We start from the raw sequence: 21,420 nt of genomic DNA, 5'->3' as shown, positions 1-21,420 counted from the left end.
TGCGCGCGGCTGCGCGCCGTGAGATCGGCCGCACCGCGCCGGGGCGGCCGGGGCGCGGGCGCCCCTCGGTGCGGGCGGTGCGCGCGGTGCGGTGCCGGGGGCGGTTTTCGTCACGGACCGGTCGCGTCGGGAACCTGGCTAGGCTGTGGCGAGTCCCACCGGATGTAAGGGGGGACTGCCAAGTGCTAGCCAACGACGCGGTGACATCGCAGATGGGCGACCGAAGCCATGGTTGACGGGCCACACGGACGCGGCCGGGGAGGGTCGGCGGACGACGCCGACCGCACCGGCGTGTTCCGCCGGCCTCCGGGGGGCGGGGCCGACGAGATCGAGAAGCTCTTCCGGCCGGAGCCGCCCCGCCGGTCGGCGCCGAGCGGGGCGGGGCCCACGCGGCGCATCCCGCCGGTCGAGGACGACCGCCCGGCGCGCCGTTCGGCGTCCTCGGGCGGGGGACGCGGGCGCCACGGCCCGCCGCGCGACTACGACGGCTCGGGCCGCTCCCGGCGCGCCCGCGAGCAGCGGCGCCGCCGGCGCCGCACCGTCCTGGTCACCGTCCTGGTGGTCTTGGTGCTGGTGCCCGCCGTGTTCTACTTCTGGGCCGACTCCCGGCTGAACCGGGTGCCCGCCCTGGACTACGAGGGGCGGCTGGAGGACCAGCCCGGCACCACCTACATGATCGTGGGCTCCGACAGCCGCGAGGGCCTGACCGACGAGGACATGCAGAACCTGCGCACCGGCGACGCCGCCGGCAAGCGCACCGACACCATCATGGTGCTCTACGTCCCGGAGTCGGGCCGGCCCACCATCATCAGCGTGCCGCGCGACTCCTACGTCGAGATCCCGGGCCTGGGCCAGAACAAGATCAACGCCGCCTTCGCCGAGGACCTCGGCGGCGGGCCCACCACCCTGGTGCAGACCTTCGAGCAGGCCAGCGGGGTGCACATCGACCACTACGTCGAGATCGGGTTCTCGGGGTTCGTGGACATCGTCGACGCCGTGGGCGGCGTGGAGATGTGCCCCGAGGAGGCCATGGTCGACCCCAAGGCCGGCCTGGACATCGAGGCCGGGTGCCAGGAGATGGACGGCGCCACCGCGCTGGGCTACGTGCGCACGCGCGCCTCGGCGCGGGCCGACCTCGACCGCATCCAGCGCCAGCGGGAGTTCTTCAGCGCGCTGGTGTCCAAGGCGACCTCGCCCGGCACGCTCGTCAACCCGTTCCGCTCGGTCCCGCTGGTGGTCAACGGCACCGACACCTTCGTGGTGGACGAGGGCGACCACCTCAGCGACCTCGCCGGGATGGCGCTGGCCATGCGCGACGACCCCGCCACCACGGCGGTGCCGGTGGGCGCCACGCCGACCCTGCCCGGCGTGGGATCGGTGGTGCAGTGGGACGAGGCGCGCTCGGCGGAGATGTTCGGCGCCATGCAGGAGGGGCAGCCGATCCCCGAGAGCGCCATGCAGGACTAGCCGCGGGGCGGCGCGCGGACCGCGCGCCGCCCCCGGCCGGACAGGCTTAAGGAAATTCGGGAAAGTGGAAGGGGCCCGCCGCAGGCGACGGGCCCCTTCCTGACGTTCCGCACCGCGCGCGCCTACCCCCCAGCGGGCGCGTGGCCGGCACGTCGTCCTATGGTGCGCGGCCGAGCCGCGCACCCGCCTCCAGAGGTTTCCCCCCGGTGGCGGTAACTCCAATATAGGGCAATGTTCGCGAAACACGCGAACCACAACAGAGTGGGATACGCCGCACTACCAGCGGTGTTCACGCTCCGTGCCCGCGTGCTCCATCATGGCATCCGCCGGACGCGGTTCGCGCGGGAACGGCGGAAATCACCGCCCCCGGCGGGCGGGGGCCGCGCACGCCGCGGCCCCGGCCGCCGCGCGGGGGCGGCGGCCGGGGCCGGTGGTGCGTGGCCGCTTGCGGCGGCCCGGGACTAGGCCAGGCGCTTCTGCAGGTTCTCGTCCAGCGCCGCCAGGAACTGCTCGGTGGTGAGCCATTCCTGGTCGCCGCCGACCAGCAGCGCGAGGTCCTTGGTCATCTGCCCGCCCTCGACGGTGTCGATGACGACCTTCTCCAGGGTGGTGGCGAACTCCACGACCGCCGGGGTGTTGTCGAGCTTGCCCCGGTGCTCCAGCCCGCGCGTCCAGGCGAAGATGGAGGCGATCGGGTTGGTGGAGGTGGGCTTGCCCTGCTGGTGCTGGCGGAAGTGCCGGGTGACGGTGCCGTGGGCGGCCTCGGCCTCCACGGTGCGGCCGTCGGCGGTGCGCAGCACCGAGGTCATCAGGCCCAGCGAGCCGAAGCCCTGCGCCACGGTGTCGGACTGCACGTCGCCGTCGTAGTTCTTGCAGGCCCAGACGTAGCCGCCCTCCCACTTCAGGGCGGCGGCGACCATGTCGTCAATCAGCCGGTGCTCGTAGGTGAGGCCGGCGGCGTCGAAGCGCTCCTTGAACTCGGCCTCGAAGATCTCGGCGAACACGTCCTTGAACATGCCGTCGTAGGCCTTGAGGATCGTGTTCTTGGTGGACATGTAGACCGGGTAGCCGCGGTCCAGGCCGTAGTTGAAGCTGGCGCGCGCGAAGTCCTCGATGGACTTGCGGTAGTTGTACATGCCCAGGGCCACGCCGCCGCCCTCGGGGAAGTTGGCGACCTCCAGCTCGATGGGCTCGCCGCCGTCCTCGGGGGTGTAGGTGATGGTGACCGTGCCGGGGCCGGGGACCTTGAAGTCGCTGGCCTTGTACTGGTCGCCGTGGGCGTGGCGGCCGATGATGATCGGCTTGGTCCAGCCCGGCACCAGGCGCGGCACGTTCTGGCAGATGATCGGCTCGCGGAACACCACGCCGCCCAGGATGTTGCGGATGGTGCCGTTGGGCGACCGCCACATCTTCTTCAGGCCGAACTCCTCGACGCGGGCCTCGTCGGGGGTGATGGTGGCGCACTTCACGCCCACGCCGTACTGCTTGATGGCGTTGGCGGCGTCGACCGTGATCTGGTCGTCGGTGCGGTCGCGCTCCTCGATGCCGAGGTCGTAGTACTTCAGGTCGACGTCGAGGTAGGGCAGGATCAGCCGCTCCTTGATGAAGGACCAGATGATCCGGGTCATCTCATCGCCGTCAAGCTCTACTACGGGATTCTCAACCTTGATTTTGGCCATGGCTGGTGGCTGTCCCTTCGTCTCGGCAAAGCCGTCGTGTGGCTGAAGGCCGCCGGGGCCCACCGGTCCCGCCGCGAGTGCGCGGCACAGGGCCGCGCGGGTGCCCGCGGTGAGGCCGGTGCGTCCGCGACTGACCTCGTGAGCCCGCCGCAGAGCCCTGGCCCGCCCGGTGCCCGGCCCCGGTGCGTGGCTGCGGCCGGTGCGGTCCGCGGGGCGGTGGCCGTCGCCGGTCCAACGCTGCGGTATCTCGATATCAAGCTTATTAGACGCCCGCTAGGACAGCTGAGGCGCCACCCATGCGAGCACGATGAGCGCCACGGCCAGGCCCGTGTAGGTGGCGATGTCGATCCAGCGGCGGCGCACCGCCAGCATGCCGATGCGCTCGGGCGGCAGCACCGCGCGGAACACCGCGGCCAGCAGCAGCGCGCCCGCGATCAGCGCGGGCCCCCGCTTGAAGTAGGCGGCGGCCACGATCACGATGCCCGCCGACATGGTGGCGAGCACCAGGAAGTAGGGCACCTGGGCCAGCCAGCCCGGCACCTGCGCCTCGGCGGGCTCCTGCTGCGGCTCGCCCGCCGCGGACTCGGGCGGGTCCTCGGGCGAGCGCGACTTGGCTGCGACCGCTTCCTCCACCGTGTTCTGGCTCACCGTCAACCCCACGCTAGCGCACCTGCGCCGCCCGGCCCTGTGTGCGCCGGCCCGCCCCGGCGCGGCGCCCGGCCGGTTGCGGACGGGCGCGACCGCAACCGCGAGGCGCGTGACGGGAGCGGCCGGCGTGGCCGCGGTCGGCTCGGCCGCGTGTGCGGCCAAGGACGCAGCCAGTGTAGTGACCGCGGGCACCCGCGCGCGCCGCGCGCCGCCCGGCCCCCGCCCTATACCCCGGATCGGGCCCCGCGCGGCGCCCTGGTGAATCGGTCCGCAGCGGCGCGCGTTCCGGTGCGCCCGATATCCGGAAAAGCCCGTAAACCTCCCGAGATAGGGGTCTAACGGCGGAGTAAGCGCGTAGAACCGGTACCGCCCGGGTAACCAGTGAAGAGATGAGTGCCACGGTGAGCGAGGACTGCCCCCAATGAACCCCACTCAGCCCACGTCCATCGACCGATCCACCCCGACTGCGAGGCGCCCGTCCACGCACCGCCGTGCACTCCCTCATCGGCCGCGCCCAACACTGGGAGGAACAACCGTGGACGGGCCATATCTGCGGGTCGAGGAGAGCGGGGACATCCACCAGCTGCAACCTGAGGTCACCACGGTCGGACGCGGAGAAGGGGTCGACATCCGCCTCGGCGACCCCAGCGTGTCGCGGCTCCACGCCGAACTCGTGCGCCGCGGGCCCTACGTGTACGCGGTCGACCTCGGCCTGTCGCGCAACGGCACCCGTGTCAACGGGCGCCCCATAGCGCGCCGGGTGCTCGACGAAGGCGATGTCCTCAGCTTCGGCAGCGCGCGCTGCAAGATCGGCGGCCTCCCCCGGGAAGAGCTGAATCCCGACGTGGAGCTGCGCAAGGGGGCCGCACCCGAACTCACCCGGAGGGAGCTTGACGTCCTGACGTCGCTCTGCCGCCCCGCTCTCTCCGAAGAGGCCTTCGTCTCCCCCGCCACCGCGCGCGAGATCGCCGAGGACCTGGTCGTCACCGAAGCCGCGGTCAAGCAGCATCTCCTCCGCCTGTACCAGAAGTTCCGGGTCCCCGAGGGGGCCAACCGCCGCACCCGCCTTGCCAACGAGGTCGTGGCCCTGGGGCTGGTCCGCCCCATGCCGGTCTTCGACCGCGAACGCAAGGCGAGCTGACCCGCCGGGGGCCTCGGCGCGTGAGGCCCCTCGGCGAATCCCCCGCGTCCCCGCCGCACGCCCGCGCGGCACCGCGTACCCGCACCGCCTCCGGGCGCCGCGCGGTCCGCGCCCGGCTCAGCCGGCGGGAGCGATCCCCGCCATGCGCTCGGCGGCCTCCACGACGTTCACCAGCAGCATGGCCCGCGTCATCGGCCCCACCCCGCCGGGGTTGGGCGCCACGTGGCCGGCCACCTCGCGCACGTCCGGCGCCACGTCGCCCACCAGCCCGGCCTCGGTGCGGGTCACGCCCACGTCCAGCACGGCCGCGCCCGGCTTGACCATGTCCTTGGTGATCAGCCCCGGCACCCCGGCGCCGGCCACCACGATGTCGGCGCGGCGGGTGTGCTCGGCCAGGTCGCGGGTGCCGGTGTGGCACAGGGTCACCGTGGCGTTCTCGCTGCGCCGCGTCAGCAGCAGCCCCAGCGGGCGGCCCACGGTCACCCCGCGGCCCACCACGACCACGTCGGCGCCCTTGAGCGGGACGTCGTAGCGGCGCAGCAGCTCCACGATCCCGCGCGGCGTGCACGGCAGCGGCGCCTGCTCCATCAGCACGAGCTTGCCGAGGTTGACCGGCTGCAGGCCGTCGGCGTCCTTGCCGGGGTCGATCAGCCCCAGGATCCGGTTCTCGTCCAGGCCGCGCGGCAGCGGCAGCTGCACGATGTAGCCGGTGCAGGCGGGGTCGGCGTTGAGGTCGGCCACCACGCCCTCCACCTGCACCTGGGTGGCGTCGGCCGGCAGGTCCCGGCGGATGCTCTCGATGCCCACCTCGGCGCAGTCGCGGTGCTTGCCCGCCACGTAGGAGTGGCTGCCGGGGTCGTCGCCCACCAGCACCGTGCCCAGTCCGGGCGCGATCCCCCGGGCCCGCAGCGCCGCCACCCGGTCCACCAGTTCGGCGCGGATCGCCGCCGCCGTGGCCTTGCCGTCCAGAATCTGTGCGCTCATCAGCGTTCGTCCCTTTCCAGCGGCGGGCGGCGGCGCGCACCCCGGATGCGGCGCCGCCCGGCCGGTGATCAGTGCGGGGTCAGTGGAAGAAGTGCCGGGTGCCGGTGAAGTACAGGGCGATACCGGCCTGCTCGGCCGCCGCGACCACCTGCTCGTCGCGCACCGACCCGCCGGGCTGCACGACCGCCCGCACGCCCGCCTCGATCAGCACCTCCAGGCCGTCGGGGAACGGGAAGAACGCGTCGCTGGCCGCGACCGCCCCGCGCACCCGCTCGCCGGCCCGGGTCACCGCCAGGCGCGCGGAGTCCACCCGGTTCACCTGGCCCATGCCCACGCCCACCGTCGCCCGGTCGGCGGCCACCAGGATGGCGTTGGACTTCACGGCGCGCACCGCGCGCCAGGCGAACGCCAGGTCGGCCAGCGTGTCGTCGTCGACGGCCGCGCCGGCGCGCAGCTCCCAGGCGGCGGGGTCGTCGCCGGGGGCGTCGACCAGGTCCACCGACTGCAGCAGCGAGCCGCCGCTGACCGGCTTGGCCTCGGGGCGCGCGGCGCGGTCGGGCGGGGTGACCACCAGCAGCCGGATGTTCTTCTTGCGGGTGAGGATGTCCACGGCGCCCGGCTCGTACTCCGGCGCCACCAGCACCTCGGTGAAGATCTCCGACACCTGCTCGGCCAGCGCCACGCTCACCGGGCGGTTGGTGGCGATCACGCCGCCGTAGGCCGACACCGGGTCGCAGGCGTGGGCCTTGCGGTGCGCCTCGGCGATGTCGGCGCCCAGCGCGATCCCGCACGGGTTGGCGTGCTTGATGATGGCCGCGCACGGCTCGGTGAAGTCGTAGGCGGCGCGCAGCGCGGCGTCGGCGTCGACGTAGTTGTTGTAGGACATCTCCTTGCCGTGCAGCTGCTCGGCACCGGCCAGGCCCGGCCCCCAGGCGTCGTCGTCGCCCCGGTAGAGCGCGGCCCGCTGATGGGGGTTCTCGCCGTAGCGCAGCGGCGAGGAGCGCCGGTAGGCGGTGGCGTAGAAGTCGGGCCACCCGGTCTCGACCGCGACTTCGTCGGGCGCGTAGTCGCGGGCGAACCACGACGCCACGGCCGCGTCGTAGGCGGCGGTGTGGGCGTAGGCCAGCGCCGCCAGGCGCTTGCGCTGCTCCAGGGTGAAGCCCCCGCCCTGCACGGCCTCCACGACCTCGTCGTAGCGGCCCGGGTCGACCACCACCGCGACCGAGCCGTGGTTCTTGGCCCCGGCGCGGATCATCGCGGGGCCGCCGATGTCGATCTTCTCGACGCACTCGGCCGGCGCGGCGCCCGAGGCCACCGTCTGCTGGAACGGGTAGAGGTTGACCACCAGCAGGTCGAACGGCGCGATGTCCAGCTCCTCCAGCGTGGCGCGGTGCGCGGCGTTGGAGCGGTCGGCCAGCAGGCCGGCGTGCACCTTGGGGTGCAGGGTTTTGACCCGGCCGTCCAGGACCTCGGGGAACCCGGTGACCTCCTCGACCGGGGTGACGGGAACGTCGACTTCGGCGAGGCGCGCGGCGGTGGATCCGGTGGAGACGATCTCCACCCCGGCCTCGGCCAGCCCGTAGGCCAGCTCCTCCAGCCCGGTCTTGTCGTAGACGCTGATCAACGCGCGCCGAATGGCCTGCTGGGTCACCGGTTCTCCTCTGCAACGTATCCGGGTGAAGGGGACGGCCCGGGCTCCACCGAGCCCAGCCGCACGTGTCGGTCCTCGACGGTCCAGCCCTCGCGCGCCAGGCGGCCCACCACGTCGACCAGCATCCGCCGCTCGACGGTCTTGATGCGCTCGTGCAGCGCCTCGGCGTCGTCGCCGGGCAGCACCGGCACCGCCACCTGGTCGATGACCGGGCCGGTGTCCATGCCGGAGTCCACGAAGTGGACGGTGGCGCCGGTGATCCGCACCCCGTAGGCGAGGGCGTCGCGCACCGCGTGCGTGCCGGGGAAGGCCGGCAGCAGCGCGGGGTGGGTGTTGATGACGGTGTGGCGGTCCAGGACCGCCGGGCCCAGCAGCCGCATGAACCCCGCCGAGACCACCAGGTCGGGCGCGAACGCGGCGATGCGCTCACTGAGCGCGGCGTCCCACTCCGCGCGGTCGCGGTGGTCGGCGAGGCGCACCGTGAAGGTCGCCACGCCCGCGCGCTCGGCCAGGGCCAGTCCGGGGGCGTCGCGGTCGGAGCCCACCGCGACCACCTCGGCGCCGTAGAGGCGGTCGGCCGCCGCGTCCAGCAGGGCGGCCATGTTGCTCCCCGTGCCGGAGATGAGAACGACAACTCGCGCCGACAGTGTGTTCCTCCTCGTGGGAAAACGAATGCGCTGACGCGCGTCCTCGACGCCGCCGGGTGCGCCTGGCGCGGCGGCCGTGCGGGCCCGGGGCCCGGCGCGGGCGCGCGGGGCACCTCGGACGCGGCCGGACGGGGCACGCGGCTTACCCGTCCGCGCTGTCAGCCTATCTCGCCAGGTAGCGTCTACTCCACGAGGCCCCGTTCGGCGCACGCCCGCGCGCATCGCGCGACGTGCGCGCACCGGGCCGCCCCCGACCGCCGTCCAGCCGCCGACCAGGCGCCGTTCGCGAGGAGCCCCTGTGATCAATGAGCCGCCCCAGCAGCAGACGGACGGGGACCGGCCGCACATCGAACGCGGCGGCCTGTGGGGGCTGTTCCTCTCGGCCGCCGGGCTGATCCTGCCGCCGTTCGGGCTCATCCTGTCGGCGCTGGGGATCGTGCAGGGCCACCGCGCGCGCCGCGCGGCCAAGGCGAAGAACGGGGTGGCGCCCGGGGCGATCCTGAGCATGGTGCTGGGCTGGTTCGGGGTCGCGCTCTCCGCCCTGATGCTCGTGGGCTACCTGGTCTTCTGGGACGCCTACAGCGCCTATCAGGAGTGCTCCACGCGCGCGCTGACGGTCAGCTCCCAGCAGGACTGCGACCGCCAGCTGCGCGAGGACATCGCCCGGCGCGCCGGGCTGCCGGTGGAGAGCGTGCCGCCGGTGGGCGGCTGACCGGAGCGCGGCCCGGGCCTCAGCGGCCGGGGCCGTCGTCGGCGGGGGCGGCGGGGGCGGAGTCGGCCTCGTAGGTGATGCCGTAGAACTCCTCGCCGTCGTCGTCGGCCGCGCGGCGGCGGCGCAGCCGCAGCGCGGGCAGCCGCAGCCGCCAGCGCGGCGCCGCCTTCGGCGGGGCCTGCTCGACGGGCCCGGGACCGCTCCGCGGGCGGGGGCCGGGTTCGGGCGCGGGCTCGGCGTCGCCGGGGTCGGGCACCACGCGCAGCACCGGACGGCCGCGGCGCCGCGCGGGCGCGGGCGGCGGTTCGTCGCCGGGCGCGCCCTCCTCCTCTTCGGGCTCCGCCCCGGCCTCGTCCGGCGCCGCCCCGGCGTGGGCCCGCCGGTAGTAGCGCCAGTTGGCCACCCACGCGGCGATGGCCGCGGCCAGCCCGACCTCCAGCGCGGTGATCAGCCCCACCTGCCAGGCCGACGGCCCGACCTCCGACAGCCGCTCGGCGCCCATCGAGCCCCCGGCCAGCAGCGACAGCGCCGCGCACACCAGGCCGGTCGTGACCCCGCAGACGAACCCCCACAGCGGCGCCGACTCGCTGACCACCGCCGGCGCGCTGCGCTGGGTCAGCACCCCGCCCACCGCGCCGGCGAGGAACGGCACCGCCAGCGCCGCCAGCGACACCACCGGCGCCGGACCGTTGTCGGGCAGCGCCGCGAGCATGGGCAGAATCGGGACGGCGCCGACCGACACCCCGGTCGGCGCGACGACCGTGCCGGTGCCCACCGCGAAACCCGGCCCCACGGCGTAGGCCAGGCCGAACACCACGGCGTTGGGCAGGTAGAGCAACTGGACGAGCAGCAGCAGCGCGCCGCCCACCAGGCCCGGCGCGAGTTCGCCGGTGAGCGCGGCCGCTTGGTCCATGCCGCTCGCCAGTGCGGCGCCGAACAGCAGCGCGCCGGTGGCCAGCAGGGTGCCGGTGGCGCTGAGGGTGCCCACCAGCAGGGAGCGGGGGCGGTCGGGCATCAGGTCCAGCAGCCGCCGTTTGGGGATGCCCTTGTCCTTGAGCAGCTGGAACAGCACGCCGGCGCCCCCGGCCACGAACGCCACGCCGAACCCGGCGATGAGCGCCTGGACGACGCTGGGCCGCACCACCTCGGTCCGGCCGACCAGGGCGAGCGTGCCGGCGATGGCGGCGTAGGGCCCGGCGATGGCGAGCGCGGCGCGGAACAGGTGGCGCAGCCGGGGCAGCTCGCAACTGCGGGCCAGCCAGCGGCCCGCGCGGTACAGCAGCAGGCCGGGCAGCACGACCAGGCCCAGCGGGAGCAGGGACACGCCGCCGCCGGGGATGGTGAACCCGACGTGGTGGCCCACCAGCCACGCCTGCACGGCGGCGCGCAGGACCTCGCCGATGTCCTCGCCGAACGCCCCGTGGGGCGCGGCCACCCACCCGGCCACGGTGAGGGTCATCAGCACGGCCAGGCCGATGCCGGCCGACCAGGCGGCGGCCAGGCCGCCGGCGGTGTAGAGGGGGCGGGGCTGGTCGTCGGCGGGGGGCGGGCGGCGGCCGCGCGGCGCGCGGGCGGCGCCGCGCGCCTGGGAGGGCTCGCGGCGGGGCCGGCCGCCGCTGCGGTTCGGGGAGGGACGTGCGGGCGCGCTCACCCGTCCCATGCTGCCAGCCGGGCGGGCCGACCCCCGGGGTTTGGCCGGGCGTGTCGGCAGGCGGCGCACGGGCCGGTTGTGCTAGGAGTCCGGGCGCTCGCGGCGCGGCGGGACGCCGCGGGCGGGCCGCGGCGGGGGCGGGCACGCGAAAGGCCGCGCCCCGCCGCCGGTGGAGGCGGGGGGCGCGGCCGGTGTGTGCGCGGGTCCCGGCGGGGCCGGGCTCCGGCGGCGCGGCGGTGCCGCGCGGTGGATCAGAACAGCGCGCGGGCCAGCTTCGCGGTCTCGCTGGGGGTCTTGCCGACCTTGACGCCAGCGGCCTCCAACGCCTCCTTCTTCGCCGCGGCCGTACCCGCCGACCCCGACACGATCGCGCCCGCGTGCCCCATCGTCTTGCCCTCGGGAGCCGTGAACCCCGCCACGTAACCGACGACCGGCTTGGACACGTTGGCCCTGATGAACTCCGCGGCCCGCTCCTCGGCGTCCCCGCCGATCTCACCGATCATCACGATCGCGTCCGTACCCGGGTCGGCCTCGAACGCCGCCAGCGCGTCGATGTGGGTCGTCCCGATGATCGGGTCCCCACCGATCCCCACCGCCGTGGAGAAACCGATGTCCCGCAGCTCATACATCATCTGGTAGGTCAGCGTCCCCGACTTCGACACCAGCCCGATCCGCCCCGGCCGCGTGATGTCGGCCGGAATGATGCCCGCGTTGGACTCCCCCGGCGTGATCAGACCCGGGCAGTTGGGCCCGATGATCCGCGTCCGGTTGCCCTTGGCGCAGGCGTGCGCCCAAAACGCCGCCGTGTCGTGCACCGGAATGCCCTCGGTGATCACCACCGCCATCCCGATACCCGCGTCGATCGCCTCCACCACCGCGGCCTTGGCAAAGCGCGGCGGCACGAACACCACCGACACATCGGCCCCCGTGGCCGCCATGCCCTCGGCCACCGACGCGAACACCGGCACCTGGGTGCCGTCGAAGTCCACCGACTGGCCGGCCTTGCGCGGGTTGACCCCGCCCACGATCCGCGTGCCCGCCGCCAGCATCCGGCGGGTGTGCTTGGTGCCCTCAGAGCCGGTCATGCCCTGCACCAGCACCTTGCTGTCCTTGGTCAGGAAGATAGCCATGATGCTTCTACTCGCCTCGCGCCCTCGTTACTTCGCGGCCAGTTCAGCGGCCTGGGCGGCAGCGCCGTCCATGGTCGCCACCTGGCGCACCGCCGGATGGGCGGCATCGGTCAGGATCCGGCGGCCCAGCTCGGCGTTGTTGCCGTCCAGGCGCACCACCAGCGGCTTGGTCACATCGTCGCCCCGGCCCTCCAGCAGCCGCAGGGCCTGCACGATGCCGTTGGCCACCGCGTCGCAGGCGGTGATCCCGCCGAACACGTTGACGAACACGCTCTTGACATCGGGGTCGCCCAGGATGATCTCCAGGCCGTTGGCCATGACCTCGGCCGAGGCGCCCCCGCCGATGTCCAGGAAGTTGGCCGGCTTGACCCCGCCGAACTCCTCACCGGCATAGGCCACCACGTCCAGCGTCGACATCACCAGGCCCGCACCGTTGCCGATGATCCCGACCTGACCGTCCAGCTTGACGTAGTTGAGCCCCTTCTCCTTCGCCTTGACTTCGAGGGGATCGCCTTCGGCTGCGAAGGCGAGGCTCTCCAGGTCCTGGCGGAACTCGGCGTTCTCGTCGAGGGTGACCTTGCCGTCGAGCGCGACCACGCGGCCGTCACCGGTGAGGATCAGCGGGTTGACCTCGACCAGGGTGGCGTCGCGGCCGACGAACACGTCCCAGAGCTTGGTGATGACCTCGGCGGCGCCCTGCGCGGCGGCCTCGGGCAGGCGGCCCTGGCGCACGATCTCGGCGGCGACGTCGGCGGGGGCGCCCTGCAGCGGGTTGATGGCGACCTTGGCGACGGCGTCGGGGTTGGTCGCGGCGACCTCCTCGATCTCCATGCCGCCCTCGGCGGAGCAGATGGAGAGGAAGGTGCGGTTGGCGCGGTCCAGCAGGAACGAGAAGTAGTACTCCTCGGCGATGTCGCTGGCCTCTTCGACGAGGACCCGGTGGACCGTGTGGCCCTTGATGTCCATGCCGAGGATCTGCTCGGCCTTGGCCTCGGCGTCGGCGGCGTCGTCGGCCACCTTCACCCCGCCGGCCTTGCCGCGCCCGCCGGTCTTCACCTGCGCCTTGACCACGACGCGGGGCGTGCCCGCCGCCGCGAACTCCTCGGCGATGGCACGGGCCTCAGCGGCCGTGCTCGCCACCTTTCCCTGGGGTACCGGCACCCCGTACTCTGCGAAGAGCTGCTTCGCCTGGTATTCGAACAGGTCCACGAGGGTCCGTCCTTGTTGTTTCGCTGGCTGCGGTCGTGTGCGGACGCGGAGTCTGTCGTTCGCGGGGAACCGAACCGGATGCCGCCGCGTTGGAGATACGTCGAATGCCGTCCGCAACATGCGGCAGCTTAGTCCTCCCAGGGCTTGACAGATGACACCGGGGCGCCGGTGACCAGTCAAAGCGAACGGGGAAACCCCCGGTATGCCGGGTTCTGCGGCGGTGCGCCGGTGGGAATTCGTGTGAGGTCTCACATCGGGATTAACAGGACGCCGGGGGCGTTCTACGCCACCTGCTCCCAGCCCAGCCGCACCAGCAGGGCCAGCACCACCACCACGAGCACCACCCGCACGAACCCCGACCCCCGGCGCAGCGCCATGCGCGCGCCGATCTGGGCGCCGGCCACGTTGCACACCGCCAGGCCCAGCCCCAGCAGCCACAGCACGTCGCCGTTGACCGCGAACACCACGAGCGCGCCCAGGTTGGTGGCGGTGTTGACCACCTTGGCCGACGCCGAGGCGCTGACGAAGTCCAGGCCCACCACCGTGGTCAGCACCATGATGAGGAACGTCCCGGTGCCGGGGCCGATCAGCCCGTCGTAGAACCCCACGCCGCCGCCGGCCAGCAGCACCGCCACCGCGATCCGGCGCGGGGTGAGCAGTGTGGGATTGGCCACCGCTCCCATGGCCGGGCGCGCCACCACGAGCACCAGCACCACCGCGAGCACCACCATGACGGTGGGGCGCAGCGCGGCCGAGGACACCGACCCCGCCAGCGCGGCGCCGCCCCCGGCCCCCAGCAGGGCCAGCCCGGCGGTGGGCCACATGATCCGCGGGTCCGGCCGCACGCCGCGCAGGTAGGTCCAGGCCGCCGAGGCGGTGCCCATGATCGCGGTCAGCTTGTTGGTGCCCAGCAGCGGCGCGACGGGCGAGGCGGGGAAGGCCACGAGCATGGCCGGCAGCATCAGCAGCCCGCCGCCGCCCACCACCGCGTCGACCCATCCGGCGGCCATGGCGGCCGCCAGCAGCAGGGCCACCACGTCGATACCCGGTTCCACGGCCTACCCGCCGACCCGGGGCCGGGCGCGGTGATGGGGGCGGCGCGGGCGGTGGCGGCGGGGCCGCCGCCCCGGACCTGCGAGAAACCGGACGAATGACACAAAAGGGCAGCCTAATCGCGCCTCCGGCGCCCAACGCCGAAACGGCCGCCGCCGACCGTGAGCGATGCCCCACACCCGCGCGCGGCGCCTACGCGCGGCGCGCGCGGGCGGGGAGGGGCGCGGGAACCGGGCGGGTTCGGCGGGCGAAGGGCGGCGGGGAGAACCCCGGAGGAGGGCGGAGGGCGGCGCCGGTGCGCCGATCAGCCCGCGCCGGTGTGCACCGCCCGGATGTTGCCGCGCACCCAGTCGCTGATCTCGGTGGTGGGGGTGCCCGGCGTGAACACCTTGGCCACGCCCATGCGCTCCAGCTCGGGGATGTCGGCCTCGGGGATGATCCCGCCGCCGAAGACGGTGATGTCGGTGGCGTCGTGCTCGGCCAGCAGCTCCATGACCCGGCGGAAGATCGTCATGTGCGCGCCCGAGAGCACCGACAGCCCGATGGCGTCGGCGTCCTCCTCCAGCGCGGCGCTGACCACCATCTCCGGGGTCTGCCGCAGACCGGTGTAGATGACCTCCACACCCGCGTCGCGCAGCGCCCGCACCACCACCTTGACCCCGCGGTCGTGCCCGTCCAGCCCGGGCTTGGCGACGACCACCCGCACCGCCGATGACGCGCTCATGAGCGCCCCCTCCTGCCGTTGCGCGCCGCCGCCGGAGCCGGGGATCGCCCGGGGCGCCGGCGCGGACCGCGTCCTGTGTGGACCCGACCGAAGGGTAACCCACATCACCCTTTGTTGAACCGCCGCGGTCCGGGTAGGGCAGGGGCATGAACGAAGATCTGTCCGCCCTCGACCGCCTGGAGACCGACGAACTCCGCGACCGCGCCGTCGCCCTCGCCCGCCGCCGCTGGGACGTCAAGTTCTTCTGGCGGCTGCTGCGGCTGCTGCCCGCCGCCGAGGCCGCGGCGGGCAACGTGGAGGCCGGCGAGGCCGGCGTGGCGCAGGCGTCGGGCCTGTTCTACGACGCCCTGGCCGCCGAAGAGGACCCCGTCGTCCAGGACGCCCTGCGCCCGGTCTACATCGACTACCTCACCGAGCACGGCGCCTTCGCCGAGACCGACACCGCCACGCGATCCGCGTCGGGCTCCGGCACCGAGTCCGGTCCCGGGCCGAAGGCCGCCGGGTCCGGCGCCGAGTCCGGGTCCGCCGCGCCCGCCCCCGAACGGCGCCCGCCCGGCACCTGACACCGGTCCCTCCTGCCGGACCGCCCGCCGGACCGCCGGCACCCCCGCCCGCCGCGAAATCCGGTGGAGCCGCCGCCCCGGCGGGCGGTAGCGTCCGGGACGGCACCGGCCCGCCGCGGGCACGGGCGCCGGCGGAAGCGGAAGGGGTGGACGGCGGCGATGTCGCAGCGTATGCGCGAGCGGTGGCAGCAGACCAGGGCGGCCTTCGAGCGCGGCTGGTACGACCATGACGGCCACCGCGTCGACCTCGTCCCCCACCTCACCGCCATGCGCGACGGCACCCGCCTGTACCTGCCCGAGGACACCCGCGCGCTCACCCCGCCCGCCGCCCGCTCCACCACGGAGTTCGAGGTCACCGGCGAGTCCACGCTGCACGCCGCGCTCCGGCTGGGCCGCGGCGGCCCCGTCGCCGCGCTCAACTTCGCCTCGGCGCGCAACCCCGGCGGCGGCGTGGCCAACGGTGCCCGCGCCCAGGAGGAGAGCCTGGCCCGCTCCAGCGCGCTCTACGACTCCCTCGTGCGCTGCCCCGAGTTCTACGCCCACCACCGCGCCCACCGCGAACTCCTCTACAGCGACCGCGTGGTCTACTCCCCGGGCGTGCCCGTCTACCGCCGCGACGACGGCTCCTGGCTGCCCGAGCCGGTCCCCGTCGCGTTCCTCACCGCCGCCGCGCCCAACCGGCGGATGATCGAGCGCGACCAGCCGCACGACGCCGGCCGCGTCGGCGCCGCCCTCACCGCGCGCGCCCGCGCCGTGCTCGCCGCGGCCGCCGACCAGGGACACACCCGGCTCGTGCTGGGCGCCTGGGGCTGCGGCGTGTTCGGCAACGACCCCGCCGAGGTCGCCGCGGCGTTCGCCACCCACCTGCACGGCACCTACGCCGGGGTGTTCGCCCACGTGGTCTTCGCGGTCCTCGACCGCGACCCCGCCGTCCGCGCGGCCTTCCAGGCCCGCTTCCCCGGGTAGCGCACCGCGCGCCGGCCGGCACCCGCCTGCGCCACGGCCCCCGGACCTCCATGTCCGATATCCGCTAGCGTGGGCGGCGGGGGGAGGCGACCATGGATGGCGTGATGGACGACGACCAGCGCTACCTGGCGGTTCGCAGCGGCGACGCGCGCTTCGACGGCGTGTTCTACGTCGGTGTCACCAGCACCGGCATCTACTGCCGCCCGAGCTGCCCCGCCGTGACCCCCAAGCGCGAGAACACCCGCTTCTTCCCCTCGGCGGCGGCGGCCCAGCGCGCGGGGTTCCGCGCCTGCAAGCGCTGCCGCCCCGACGCCGCCCCCGGATCGCCCGAGTGGAACGTCCGCGCCGATGTGGTGGGCCGGTCCATGCGGCTGATCGCCGACGGCGCCGTCGACCGCGAGGGCGTCAGCGGCCTGGCCGCCCGCGTCGGCTACAGCGAACGCCAGCTCAACCGGCTGCTCATCGCCGAGCTCGGCGCCGGCCCGCTCGCCCTGGCCCGCGCGCAGCGCGCCCAGACCGCGCGCGTGCTCATCGAGACCACCGAGATGCCCATGGGCGACATCGCCTTCGCCGCGGGGTTCGCCAGCATCCGCCAGTTCAACGACACCGTCCGCGAGGTGTTCGCCCAGGCCCCCACCGAACTGCGGCGCCGGCGCGCGGCCGGCCGCGCGCCGACCGCGCGCACCGCCGACGCCCCCGCCGGACCGGTCGGACCCGGCGAGGCGCCCGGCACCGTCACGCTGCGCCTGCCGCTGCGCCCGCCCATCGACATCGACCACCTCTTCGGCTTCCTCGGCGCCCGCGCCGTCCCCGGCGTCGAGGAGGTCACCGGCACCGGCGCGGCCCGCACCTACCGGCGCTCGCTGAACCTTCCCCACGGCACCGGGCTGGTGGAGTTGTCGCCCGGCGACACCCCCGACCACGTGTGGTGCCGGCTGTGCCTGCAACTCCTCCAGGACCTCGGCACGGCGGTGCAGCGGTGCCGGCGGCTGCTCGACCTCGACACCGACCCCCACGCCGTCGCCGAGGTGCTGGGCGCCGACCCCGCGCTCGCGCCGCTGGTGGCCGCGCGCCCCGGCCTGCGCGCCCCCGGGCACGTCGACCCCGCCGAGATCGCCGTCCGCGCGATCGTCGGCCAGCAGGTGTCGGTGGCCGCCGCGCGCACCGTGGCCGGCCGGCTCGTGGAGCGGTTCGGCAAGCCGCTCACCGCCGCCTCCGACGGGCTCACCCACGCGTTCCCCCGCCCTGACGCGCTCGCCGGCGCCTCCCCCCAGGAGCTGCCCATGCCGCGCGGGCGCGCCCGCGCGCTCATCGCCCTGGCCGAGGCCCTCGCGGGCGACCAGCTCGACCTCGGCCCCGGCGCCGACTGGGACGCCGCCACCGCACGGCTGCGCGCCCTGCCCGGGATCGGGCCCTGGACCGCCGACTACATCCGCATGCGCGCCTTCGGCGACCCCGACGTGTTCCTCGCCACCGACCTGGGGGTGCGCCGCGCCCTGGAGCGCCTGGGCCGCCCCGGCGACCCCCGCGCGGCCGAGCGCGCGGCGCGCGCCTGGAGCCCGTGGCGGTCCTACGCCACCCACCACCTGTGGGCGGCCGGCGCCGACGCGCCGCCCACCGGCTCCGCCCCGGGGACCCGCACCGCGGCCGCCGTCCCCGCCGCCGCCACGACAGCCGCCACCGCCACGACAGAGCCCACGCGCAAGGAGCCCCGAAATGACAGCCGACAGCATGACGCAGGACGCGCTCCCGCTGGACCTGGCCGCGCCGGAACCCGAGGCGGTCGCGGCGGTCGAGTTCGCTCGACCCGCTGAGGACGGGGAGCGGCTCTACGACATCGTGCCCTCGCCGCTGGGCGACCTGCTGCTCACCGCCGAGGAGGCCGGCGCGGTGCTCACCGGCCTGCACCTGGACCCCGCGCGGTTCGCCCACGAGACCGACACCCGGTGGCGGCGCGCACCGGCCGCGCTGGCCGAGGCCGCCGACCAGCTCGCCGCCTACTTCGCGGGCGAGCGGACCGCCTTCACCCTGGCCCTGGCCCCGGCGGGCACCGCGTTCCAGCGGCAGGTGTGGCGGGCGCTCACCACCATCCCCTACGGCCGCACCGCCACCTACGGCGAGATCGCGCGGGCCATCGGCCAGCCCAACGCCGCCCGCGCGGTGGGCATGGCCAACAACCGCAACCCGATCTCGATCGTCATCCCGTGCCACCGGGTGATCGGCGCCAACGGCGCCATGGTCGGCTACGGCGGCGGCCTGCCGCGCAAGCAGGCCCTGCTCCACCTGGAGCGCTCCACCCGCCGCCCGGCCGGAGCCTGACGGCTTGTGCTCCCCGGCCGCGCGGCCGGGGAGCACAGCGGCCGCAGAGCACAGCGGCCGGCCCCCGGGCGCACGCGCGGACCTCGGCCGCCGCGTCTCAGCCGACCGCCGCCAGGCGCCACAGGGACGTGGTCTCGGCGGAGCGGGCCGCGTGGAGGGGGTCCGCGCCGTCCCTCGCACGGGGATGGCGCGGCACCGTGTCGATGCGGTCCACCACGCGCAGGCCGCCCTCGGCGATGGCGTCCGCCAACTCCCGGCGTGTCCGCAGCCCGAGGTGTTCGGCCAGGTCGGAGAGCACGAGCCAGCCCTCCCCGCCCGGCGCCAGATGGTCGGCCAGCCCGGCCAAGAAGCCGCGCAGCATGCGGCCGCCGGAGTCGTAGACGCCCAACTCGACCTCGGACGCGGGCTCGCCCGGGAGCCACGGCGGATTGCAGACGACGAGGTCGGCGCGCCCGTCGGGGAAGAGACCGGGCCCGGCGGCCACCTCCACCGTGCCGGCCGGCCCCAGCCGGCGGACGTTCTCGCGCGCGCAGGCCAGCGCACGCGGACTGATGTCGGTGGCCACCACGCGGCCGACCCCCCGCCGGGCGAGCACCGCGGCGAGCACGCCCGTCCCCGTGCCCAGGTCGAACGCGGTGCGCCGGAGTGCGCGCCGCCCGGCGGGGCGGCCCGCCGCCGTCGGCGGCAGCGGCGCTCGGGCCACCAGGTCGACGTACTCGGCCCGCGTCGGCGAGAACACCCCGTAGTGCGGGTGCACGCGGGCACCGCCCAGCGCGGCGACCGCCACCCCCGTCAGGCGCCACTGGTGCGCGCTGATCACTCCCAGCAGTTCGGTGAGGGCCACGGCCGTCGGCCCGGTCGGCCGGCCCGGCAGCGCTTCGCACGGCGGCCCGTACGCCTCGGCGCACGCCTGCCTCACGTCGGGGGCCCGGGACAGGTCGAGGGAGTGGTCGGCCTCCAGCAGCACCAGGAGGCGCCCCAGCAGGCGGGCGCGGGCGGCGCGGGCCCGCCGGTGCCGCCAAAACGCCTCGGCCGGGTCGCCGTACGGCGGAGGCGCCGCGCGGGCGGCGCGGTCGGCGTCATCGACGCGGCGGCGCAGGGCGCCGAGCAGCCGCCGCGCGTTGGGGAAGCTCCCCCGCCACAGCAGCGCGGTGCCCTGCCGGACCAGGCGGAAGGCGGTGTCGGCGCGCATGCGGTCGTCGGCCGCGACGACCCGCGTGGGCGGGGGCGCGGCGCTCTCGGAGTGCCAGCGGGCGCGGCGGCGGGTGGTGTTCTCGGTCCACCGGATCGTGGACATGGGACTCCTCGTGGTTCGAAGTGCGGGGCGCGAAGAGCACTTCGACGAGGAGCGGGAACCGGGAATCGGTGAAAGGCCGCCGCACGTGCCGGAGGCACGGGCGCACGGGGGTCGGGCAGGCGCCGCTACCGCTCCCGCGCCGAAGCGCGCGAGGAGCGATCACCGAGAACCATGCCGAGCGGCAGCCCCACGGAACTCCCTTTCACTGAAGGACGAGGACGACGCAGCAGGATGGCACACCCGCGGCCCGGAGGCAACGCACCGGACCGCGGAGGCGCACGCCCTTCAGTCGGAGCGGGTGACGACGCTGAGCAGCACGGTGGCGATGGTCGCGCGAGCGCGTTCGGGGCTGATCGTTCCGCGGGCGGCCGCATGGCCGAGCGCGTCCGCGGCGCCCACGAACGCGACCGCCCCTTCCTCGTCGAGGTCCGCGGCGCCGTCAGCGCTCCGTATGGCCTGCCGGCAGACCTCCACGTAGCGGCGTTCACCCTCCCGCTTGGCTTCCTCCAGGGCCGGGCTGCCGACCAGTGCGGCCATCACCCCGCTGAGTTCGGCGCCTTGTGAGATGACGCACGCCACATGGGCCGCCGCGATCGCGTCGACCCGCAGCCGCAGCTCGGGCGGGGTCTGCGCCAGCGCGGCACGCACGTCGGCGAGGTGCCGCCGGTCGAAGTCCTCGTACAGCGAGAGGAGCAGCGCCGAGCGCGAGGAGAAGTGGTCGTAGACGACGGGCTTGGAGATCCCCGCCCTGCTCGCCAGGTAGGCGAGCGTGAGCGCGTCCGTGCCCTCCGTGGCGATGACGTCGCGGGCAAGGCCGACGAGCTGGGCCCGCCGGTCGGCGCTGGAAAGTCGTCGCCCGGCCATGTCCGGAGGTCCCCCTTTCCACTAACCTACTAGTAGTAGGTTACTTCTGAGTGAGCGGAGCCGTCGATGCACACCCTGCTGGTGGCCACGAACCCGGACCCCCGGTCCCTGACGCATCACGTGGTGGACGAACTCAAGACGGCGCTCCATCCCGGGCCGGTCGAGGTCGCCGACCTGTCCAAGGAGCAATTCAACCCCACGTTCACCCTGGCGGACCGCCGGGCGTACCACCAGGCAGGCGGCTACCCGCCCGACGTCGTCCGCGAGCACCGCCGCCTTGAACGGGCCACGGACCTCGTGCTCGTCTTCCCGGTGTACTGGTGGTCGATGCCCGCGCTGCTGAAGGGGTGGATCGACCGCGTCTTCGTCAACGGCTGGGCCTTCGAGTACTCCCCCACATCGGGCCTGCAACCGAGGCTCCAGGCGCTCACCACCCATCTCGTGCCCATCGCGGGCGACGACCCCGCCGCATTCGAACGCCGCGGGTACGGGGAGGCGCTGCGGACGCAGATCGAGCGCGGGATCATCGGCTACTGCGGCAGCCGACGCGGCACCACGGCGTTCATCTACGAGTCCGAGCAGCCTTCCTCGGAGGCCACGGCCCGCAGCGTCGACCGCGCGGTGCGCCTCATCGGCGAGGCCGTTCGCGCGCGGACGCCGGCGCCGTCGTAAGCGTCGCCCGCGTGGGCCGGTGACGCGGGCGGCCCGAGCACCG

Annotated in this window: 20 protein-coding genes; 8 read left to right on the top strand and 12 right to left on the bottom strand. The window is 74.7% G+C overall.

Features of this window, described 5'->3' with window-relative positions; all coding sequences use genetic code 11:
* The first annotated feature begins 228 nt into the window (after positions 1 to 228).
* On the top strand, positions 229 to 1,467 hold the full coding sequence (locus HNR12_RS19575; RefSeq protein WP_179768966.1) for an LCP family protein: 1,239 nt from the start codon (positions 229 to 231) through the stop codon (positions 1,465 to 1,467).
* A gap of 461 nt (positions 1,468 to 1,928) precedes the next feature.
* Here HNR12_RS19575 and HNR12_RS19570 read toward each other — a convergent pair whose 3' ends face one another.
* Together HNR12_RS19570 and HNR12_RS19565 are read right to left on the bottom strand one after the other, a co-directional pair.
* The gene (locus HNR12_RS19570) at positions 1,929 to 3,146 is read right to left on the bottom strand and encodes an NADP-dependent isocitrate dehydrogenase (protein ID WP_179768965.1); all 1,218 of its coding nucleotides are present in this window, start codon (positions 3,144 to 3,146) and stop codon (positions 1,929 to 1,931) included.
* A 273-nt stretch (positions 3,147 to 3,419) separates the two neighbouring features.
* The gene (locus HNR12_RS19565; protein ID WP_308118929.1) at positions 3,420 to 3,794 is read right to left on the bottom strand and encodes a DUF3017 domain-containing protein; all 375 of its coding nucleotides are present in this window, start codon (positions 3,792 to 3,794) and stop codon (positions 3,420 to 3,422) included.
* Positions 3,795 to 4,329: 535 nt separating this feature from the next.
* Here HNR12_RS19565 and HNR12_RS19560 point away from each other — a divergent pair.
* Positions 4,330 to 4,935: an FHA domain-containing protein gene (locus tag HNR12_RS19560; protein WP_179768964.1), complete on the top strand. Its 606-nt coding sequence runs from the start codon at positions 4,330 to 4,332 to the stop codon at positions 4,933 to 4,935.
* 117 nt (positions 4,936 to 5,052) lie between these two features.
* Here HNR12_RS19560 and HNR12_RS19555 read toward each other — a convergent pair whose 3' ends face one another.
* The 3 genes from HNR12_RS19555 to purN form a co-directional block, all read right to left on the bottom strand.
* Positions 5,053 to 5,919, bottom strand: a complete 867-nt coding sequence (locus HNR12_RS19555) for a bifunctional methylenetetrahydrofolate dehydrogenase/methenyltetrahydrofolate cyclohydrolase (RefSeq protein ID WP_179768963.1) — start codon at positions 5,917 to 5,919, stop codon at positions 5,053 to 5,055.
* 79 nt (positions 5,920 to 5,998) lie between these two features.
* Complete coding sequence (gene purH / locus HNR12_RS19550; RefSeq protein WP_179768962.1) at positions 5,999 to 7,570, bottom strand: bifunctional phosphoribosylaminoimidazolecarboxamide formyltransferase/IMP cyclohydrolase; 1,572 nt, start codon at positions 7,568 to 7,570, stop codon at positions 5,999 to 6,001.
* Complete coding sequence (gene purN / locus HNR12_RS19545; protein WP_274614040.1) at positions 7,567 to 8,217, bottom strand: phosphoribosylglycinamide formyltransferase; 651 nt, start codon at positions 8,215 to 8,217, stop codon at positions 7,567 to 7,569. The genes purH and purN overlap by 4 nt, the downstream gene beginning before the upstream one ends.
* Before the next feature lie 298 nt (positions 8,218 to 8,515).
* Here purN and HNR12_RS19540 point away from each other — a divergent pair, with 298 nt between their 5' ends.
* Positions 8,516 to 8,929, top strand: a complete 414-nt coding sequence (locus tag HNR12_RS19540) for a DUF4190 domain-containing protein (protein WP_179768961.1) — start codon at positions 8,516 to 8,518, stop codon at positions 8,927 to 8,929.
* Between the two features lie 19 nt (positions 8,930 to 8,948).
* On the opposite strand, the gene HNR12_RS19535 is transcribed toward HNR12_RS19540, so the two are convergent.
* From HNR12_RS19535 to HNR12_RS19515, 5 genes are all read right to left on the bottom strand, one after another.
* Positions 8,949 to 10,589, bottom strand: coding sequence for a cell division protein PerM (locus HNR12_RS19535; protein WP_394353920.1), 1,641 nt, complete (start codon positions 10,587 to 10,589; stop codon positions 8,949 to 8,951).
* A gap of 242 nt (positions 10,590 to 10,831) precedes the next feature.
* A complete protein-coding gene (gene sucD / locus HNR12_RS19530) occupies positions 10,832 to 11,710 on the bottom strand; it encodes a succinate--CoA ligase subunit alpha (RefSeq protein WP_179768960.1) in 879 nt (292 codons plus the stop codon).
* Positions 11,711 to 11,737: 27 nt separating this feature from the next.
* Positions 11,738 to 12,919, bottom strand: coding sequence for an ADP-forming succinate--CoA ligase subunit beta (gene sucC / locus HNR12_RS19525; protein WP_394353919.1), 1,182 nt, complete (start codon positions 12,917 to 12,919; stop codon positions 11,738 to 11,740).
* Between the two features lie 281 nt (positions 12,920 to 13,200).
* The gene (locus HNR12_RS19520; protein WP_179768958.1) at positions 13,201 to 13,974 is read right to left on the bottom strand and encodes a TSUP family transporter; all 774 of its coding nucleotides are present in this window, start codon (positions 13,972 to 13,974) and stop codon (positions 13,201 to 13,203) included.
* Positions 13,975 to 14,276: 302 nt separating this feature from the next.
* Positions 14,277 to 14,696: a cobalamin B12-binding domain-containing protein gene (locus tag HNR12_RS19515; RefSeq protein ID WP_179768957.1), complete on the bottom strand. Its 420-nt coding sequence runs from the start codon at positions 14,694 to 14,696 to the stop codon at positions 14,277 to 14,279.
* A gap of 146 nt (positions 14,697 to 14,842) precedes the next feature.
* Here HNR12_RS19515 and HNR12_RS19510 point away from each other — a divergent pair, with 146 nt between their 5' ends.
* From HNR12_RS19510 to HNR12_RS19495, 4 genes are all read left to right on the top strand, one after another.
* Positions 14,843 to 15,259: a hypothetical protein gene (locus tag HNR12_RS19510; protein WP_246425131.1), complete on the top strand. Its 417-nt coding sequence runs from the start codon at positions 14,843 to 14,845 to the stop codon at positions 15,257 to 15,259.
* Between the two features lie 159 nt (positions 15,260 to 15,418).
* Positions 15,419 to 16,225, top strand: a complete 807-nt coding sequence (locus tag HNR12_RS19505) for a TIGR02452 family protein (RefSeq protein WP_179768956.1) — start codon at positions 15,419 to 15,421, stop codon at positions 16,223 to 16,225.
* Positions 16,226 to 16,317: 92 nt separating this feature from the next.
* Positions 16,318 to 18,039, top strand: coding sequence for an AlkA N-terminal domain-containing protein (locus HNR12_RS19500; RefSeq protein ID WP_274614024.1), 1,722 nt, complete (start codon positions 16,318 to 16,320; stop codon positions 18,037 to 18,039).
* Entirely contained in the window at positions 17,942 to 18,544 is a 603-nt protein-coding gene (locus HNR12_RS19495; protein WP_274614025.1) for a methylated-DNA--[protein]-cysteine S-methyltransferase, read from the top strand. Before HNR12_RS19500 ends, HNR12_RS19495 begins: the two co-directional genes overlap by 98 nt.
* A gap of 97 nt (positions 18,545 to 18,641) precedes the next feature.
* On the opposite strand, the gene HNR12_RS19490 is transcribed toward HNR12_RS19495, so the two are convergent.
* Both HNR12_RS19490 and HNR12_RS19485 read right to left on the bottom strand, forming a co-directional pair.
* Positions 18,642 to 19,841, bottom strand: coding sequence for a methyltransferase (locus HNR12_RS19490; RefSeq protein ID WP_179768955.1), 1,200 nt, complete (start codon positions 19,839 to 19,841; stop codon positions 18,642 to 18,644).
* A 285-nt stretch (positions 19,842 to 20,126) separates the two neighbouring features.
* On the bottom strand, positions 20,127 to 20,705 hold the full coding sequence (locus HNR12_RS19485) for a TetR/AcrR family transcriptional regulator (RefSeq protein WP_179768954.1): 579 nt from the start codon (positions 20,703 to 20,705) through the stop codon (positions 20,127 to 20,129).
* 66 nt (positions 20,706 to 20,771) lie between these two features.
* On the opposite strand from HNR12_RS19485, the gene HNR12_RS19480 reads away from it, so the two are divergent.
* Positions 20,772 to 21,377: an NAD(P)H-dependent oxidoreductase gene (locus HNR12_RS19480; protein ID WP_179768953.1), complete on the top strand. Its 606-nt coding sequence runs from the start codon at positions 20,772 to 20,774 to the stop codon at positions 21,375 to 21,377.
* The last annotated feature ends 43 nt before the right edge of the window (positions 21,378 to 21,420 follow it).

The organism is Streptomonospora nanhaiensis (genome assembly GCF_013410565.1).
Lineage (GTDB): Bacteria > Actinomycetota > Actinomycetes > Streptosporangiales > Streptosporangiaceae > Streptomonospora > Streptomonospora nanhaiensis.
Note: the sequence above shows the minus strand (reverse complement) of the source record. Positions and strands in the feature narration are given on the sequence as shown.

Excerpts from the sequence above, each read along its gene's own strand:
- sucD (WP_179768960.1), bottom strand. The coding sequence starts at position 11,710 with ATGGCTATCTTCCTGACCAAGGACAGCAAGGTGCTGGTGCAGGGCATG.
- HNR12_RS19570 (WP_179768965.1), bottom strand. The coding sequence starts at position 3,146 with ATGGCCAAAATCAAGGTTGAGAATCCCGTAGTAGAGCTTGACGGCGAT.
- HNR12_RS19505 (WP_179768956.1), top strand. The coding sequence starts at position 15,419 with ATGTCGCAGCGTATGCGCGAGCGGTGGCAGCAGACCAGGGCGGCCTTC.
- HNR12_RS19500 (WP_274614024.1), top strand. The coding sequence starts at position 16,318 with ATGGATGGCGTGATGGACGACGACCAGCGCTACCTGGCGGTTCGCAGC.
- HNR12_RS19480 (WP_179768953.1), top strand. The coding sequence starts at position 20,772 with ATGCACACCCTGCTGGTGGCCACGAACCCGGACCCCCGGTCCCTGACG.
- HNR12_RS19555 (WP_179768963.1), bottom strand. The coding sequence starts at position 5,919 with ATGAGCGCACAGATTCTGGACGGCAAGGCCACGGCGGCGGCGATCCGC.
- HNR12_RS19515 (WP_179768957.1), bottom strand. The coding sequence starts at position 14,696 with ATGAGCGCGTCATCGGCGGTGCGGGTGGTCGTCGCCAAGCCCGGGCTG.
- HNR12_RS19575 (WP_179768966.1), top strand. The coding sequence starts at position 229 with ATGGTTGACGGGCCACACGGACGCGGCCGGGGAGGGTCGGCGGACGAC.
- HNR12_RS19485 (WP_179768954.1), bottom strand. The coding sequence starts at position 20,705 with ATGGCCGGGCGACGACTTTCCAGCGCCGACCGGCGGGCCCAGCTCGTC.
- HNR12_RS19490 (WP_179768955.1), bottom strand. The coding sequence starts at position 19,841 with ATGTCCACGATCCGGTGGACCGAGAACACCACCCGCCGCCGCGCCCGC.
- HNR12_RS19535 (WP_394353920.1), bottom strand. The coding sequence starts at position 10,589 with ATGGGACGGGTGAGCGCGCCCGCACGTCCCTCCCCGAACCGCAGCGGC.
- HNR12_RS19510 (WP_246425131.1), top strand. The coding sequence starts at position 14,843 with ATGAACGAAGATCTGTCCGCCCTCGACCGCCTGGAGACCGACGAACTC.
- HNR12_RS19495 (WP_274614025.1), top strand. The coding sequence starts at position 17,942 with ATGACAGCCGACAGCATGACGCAGGACGCGCTCCCGCTGGACCTGGCC.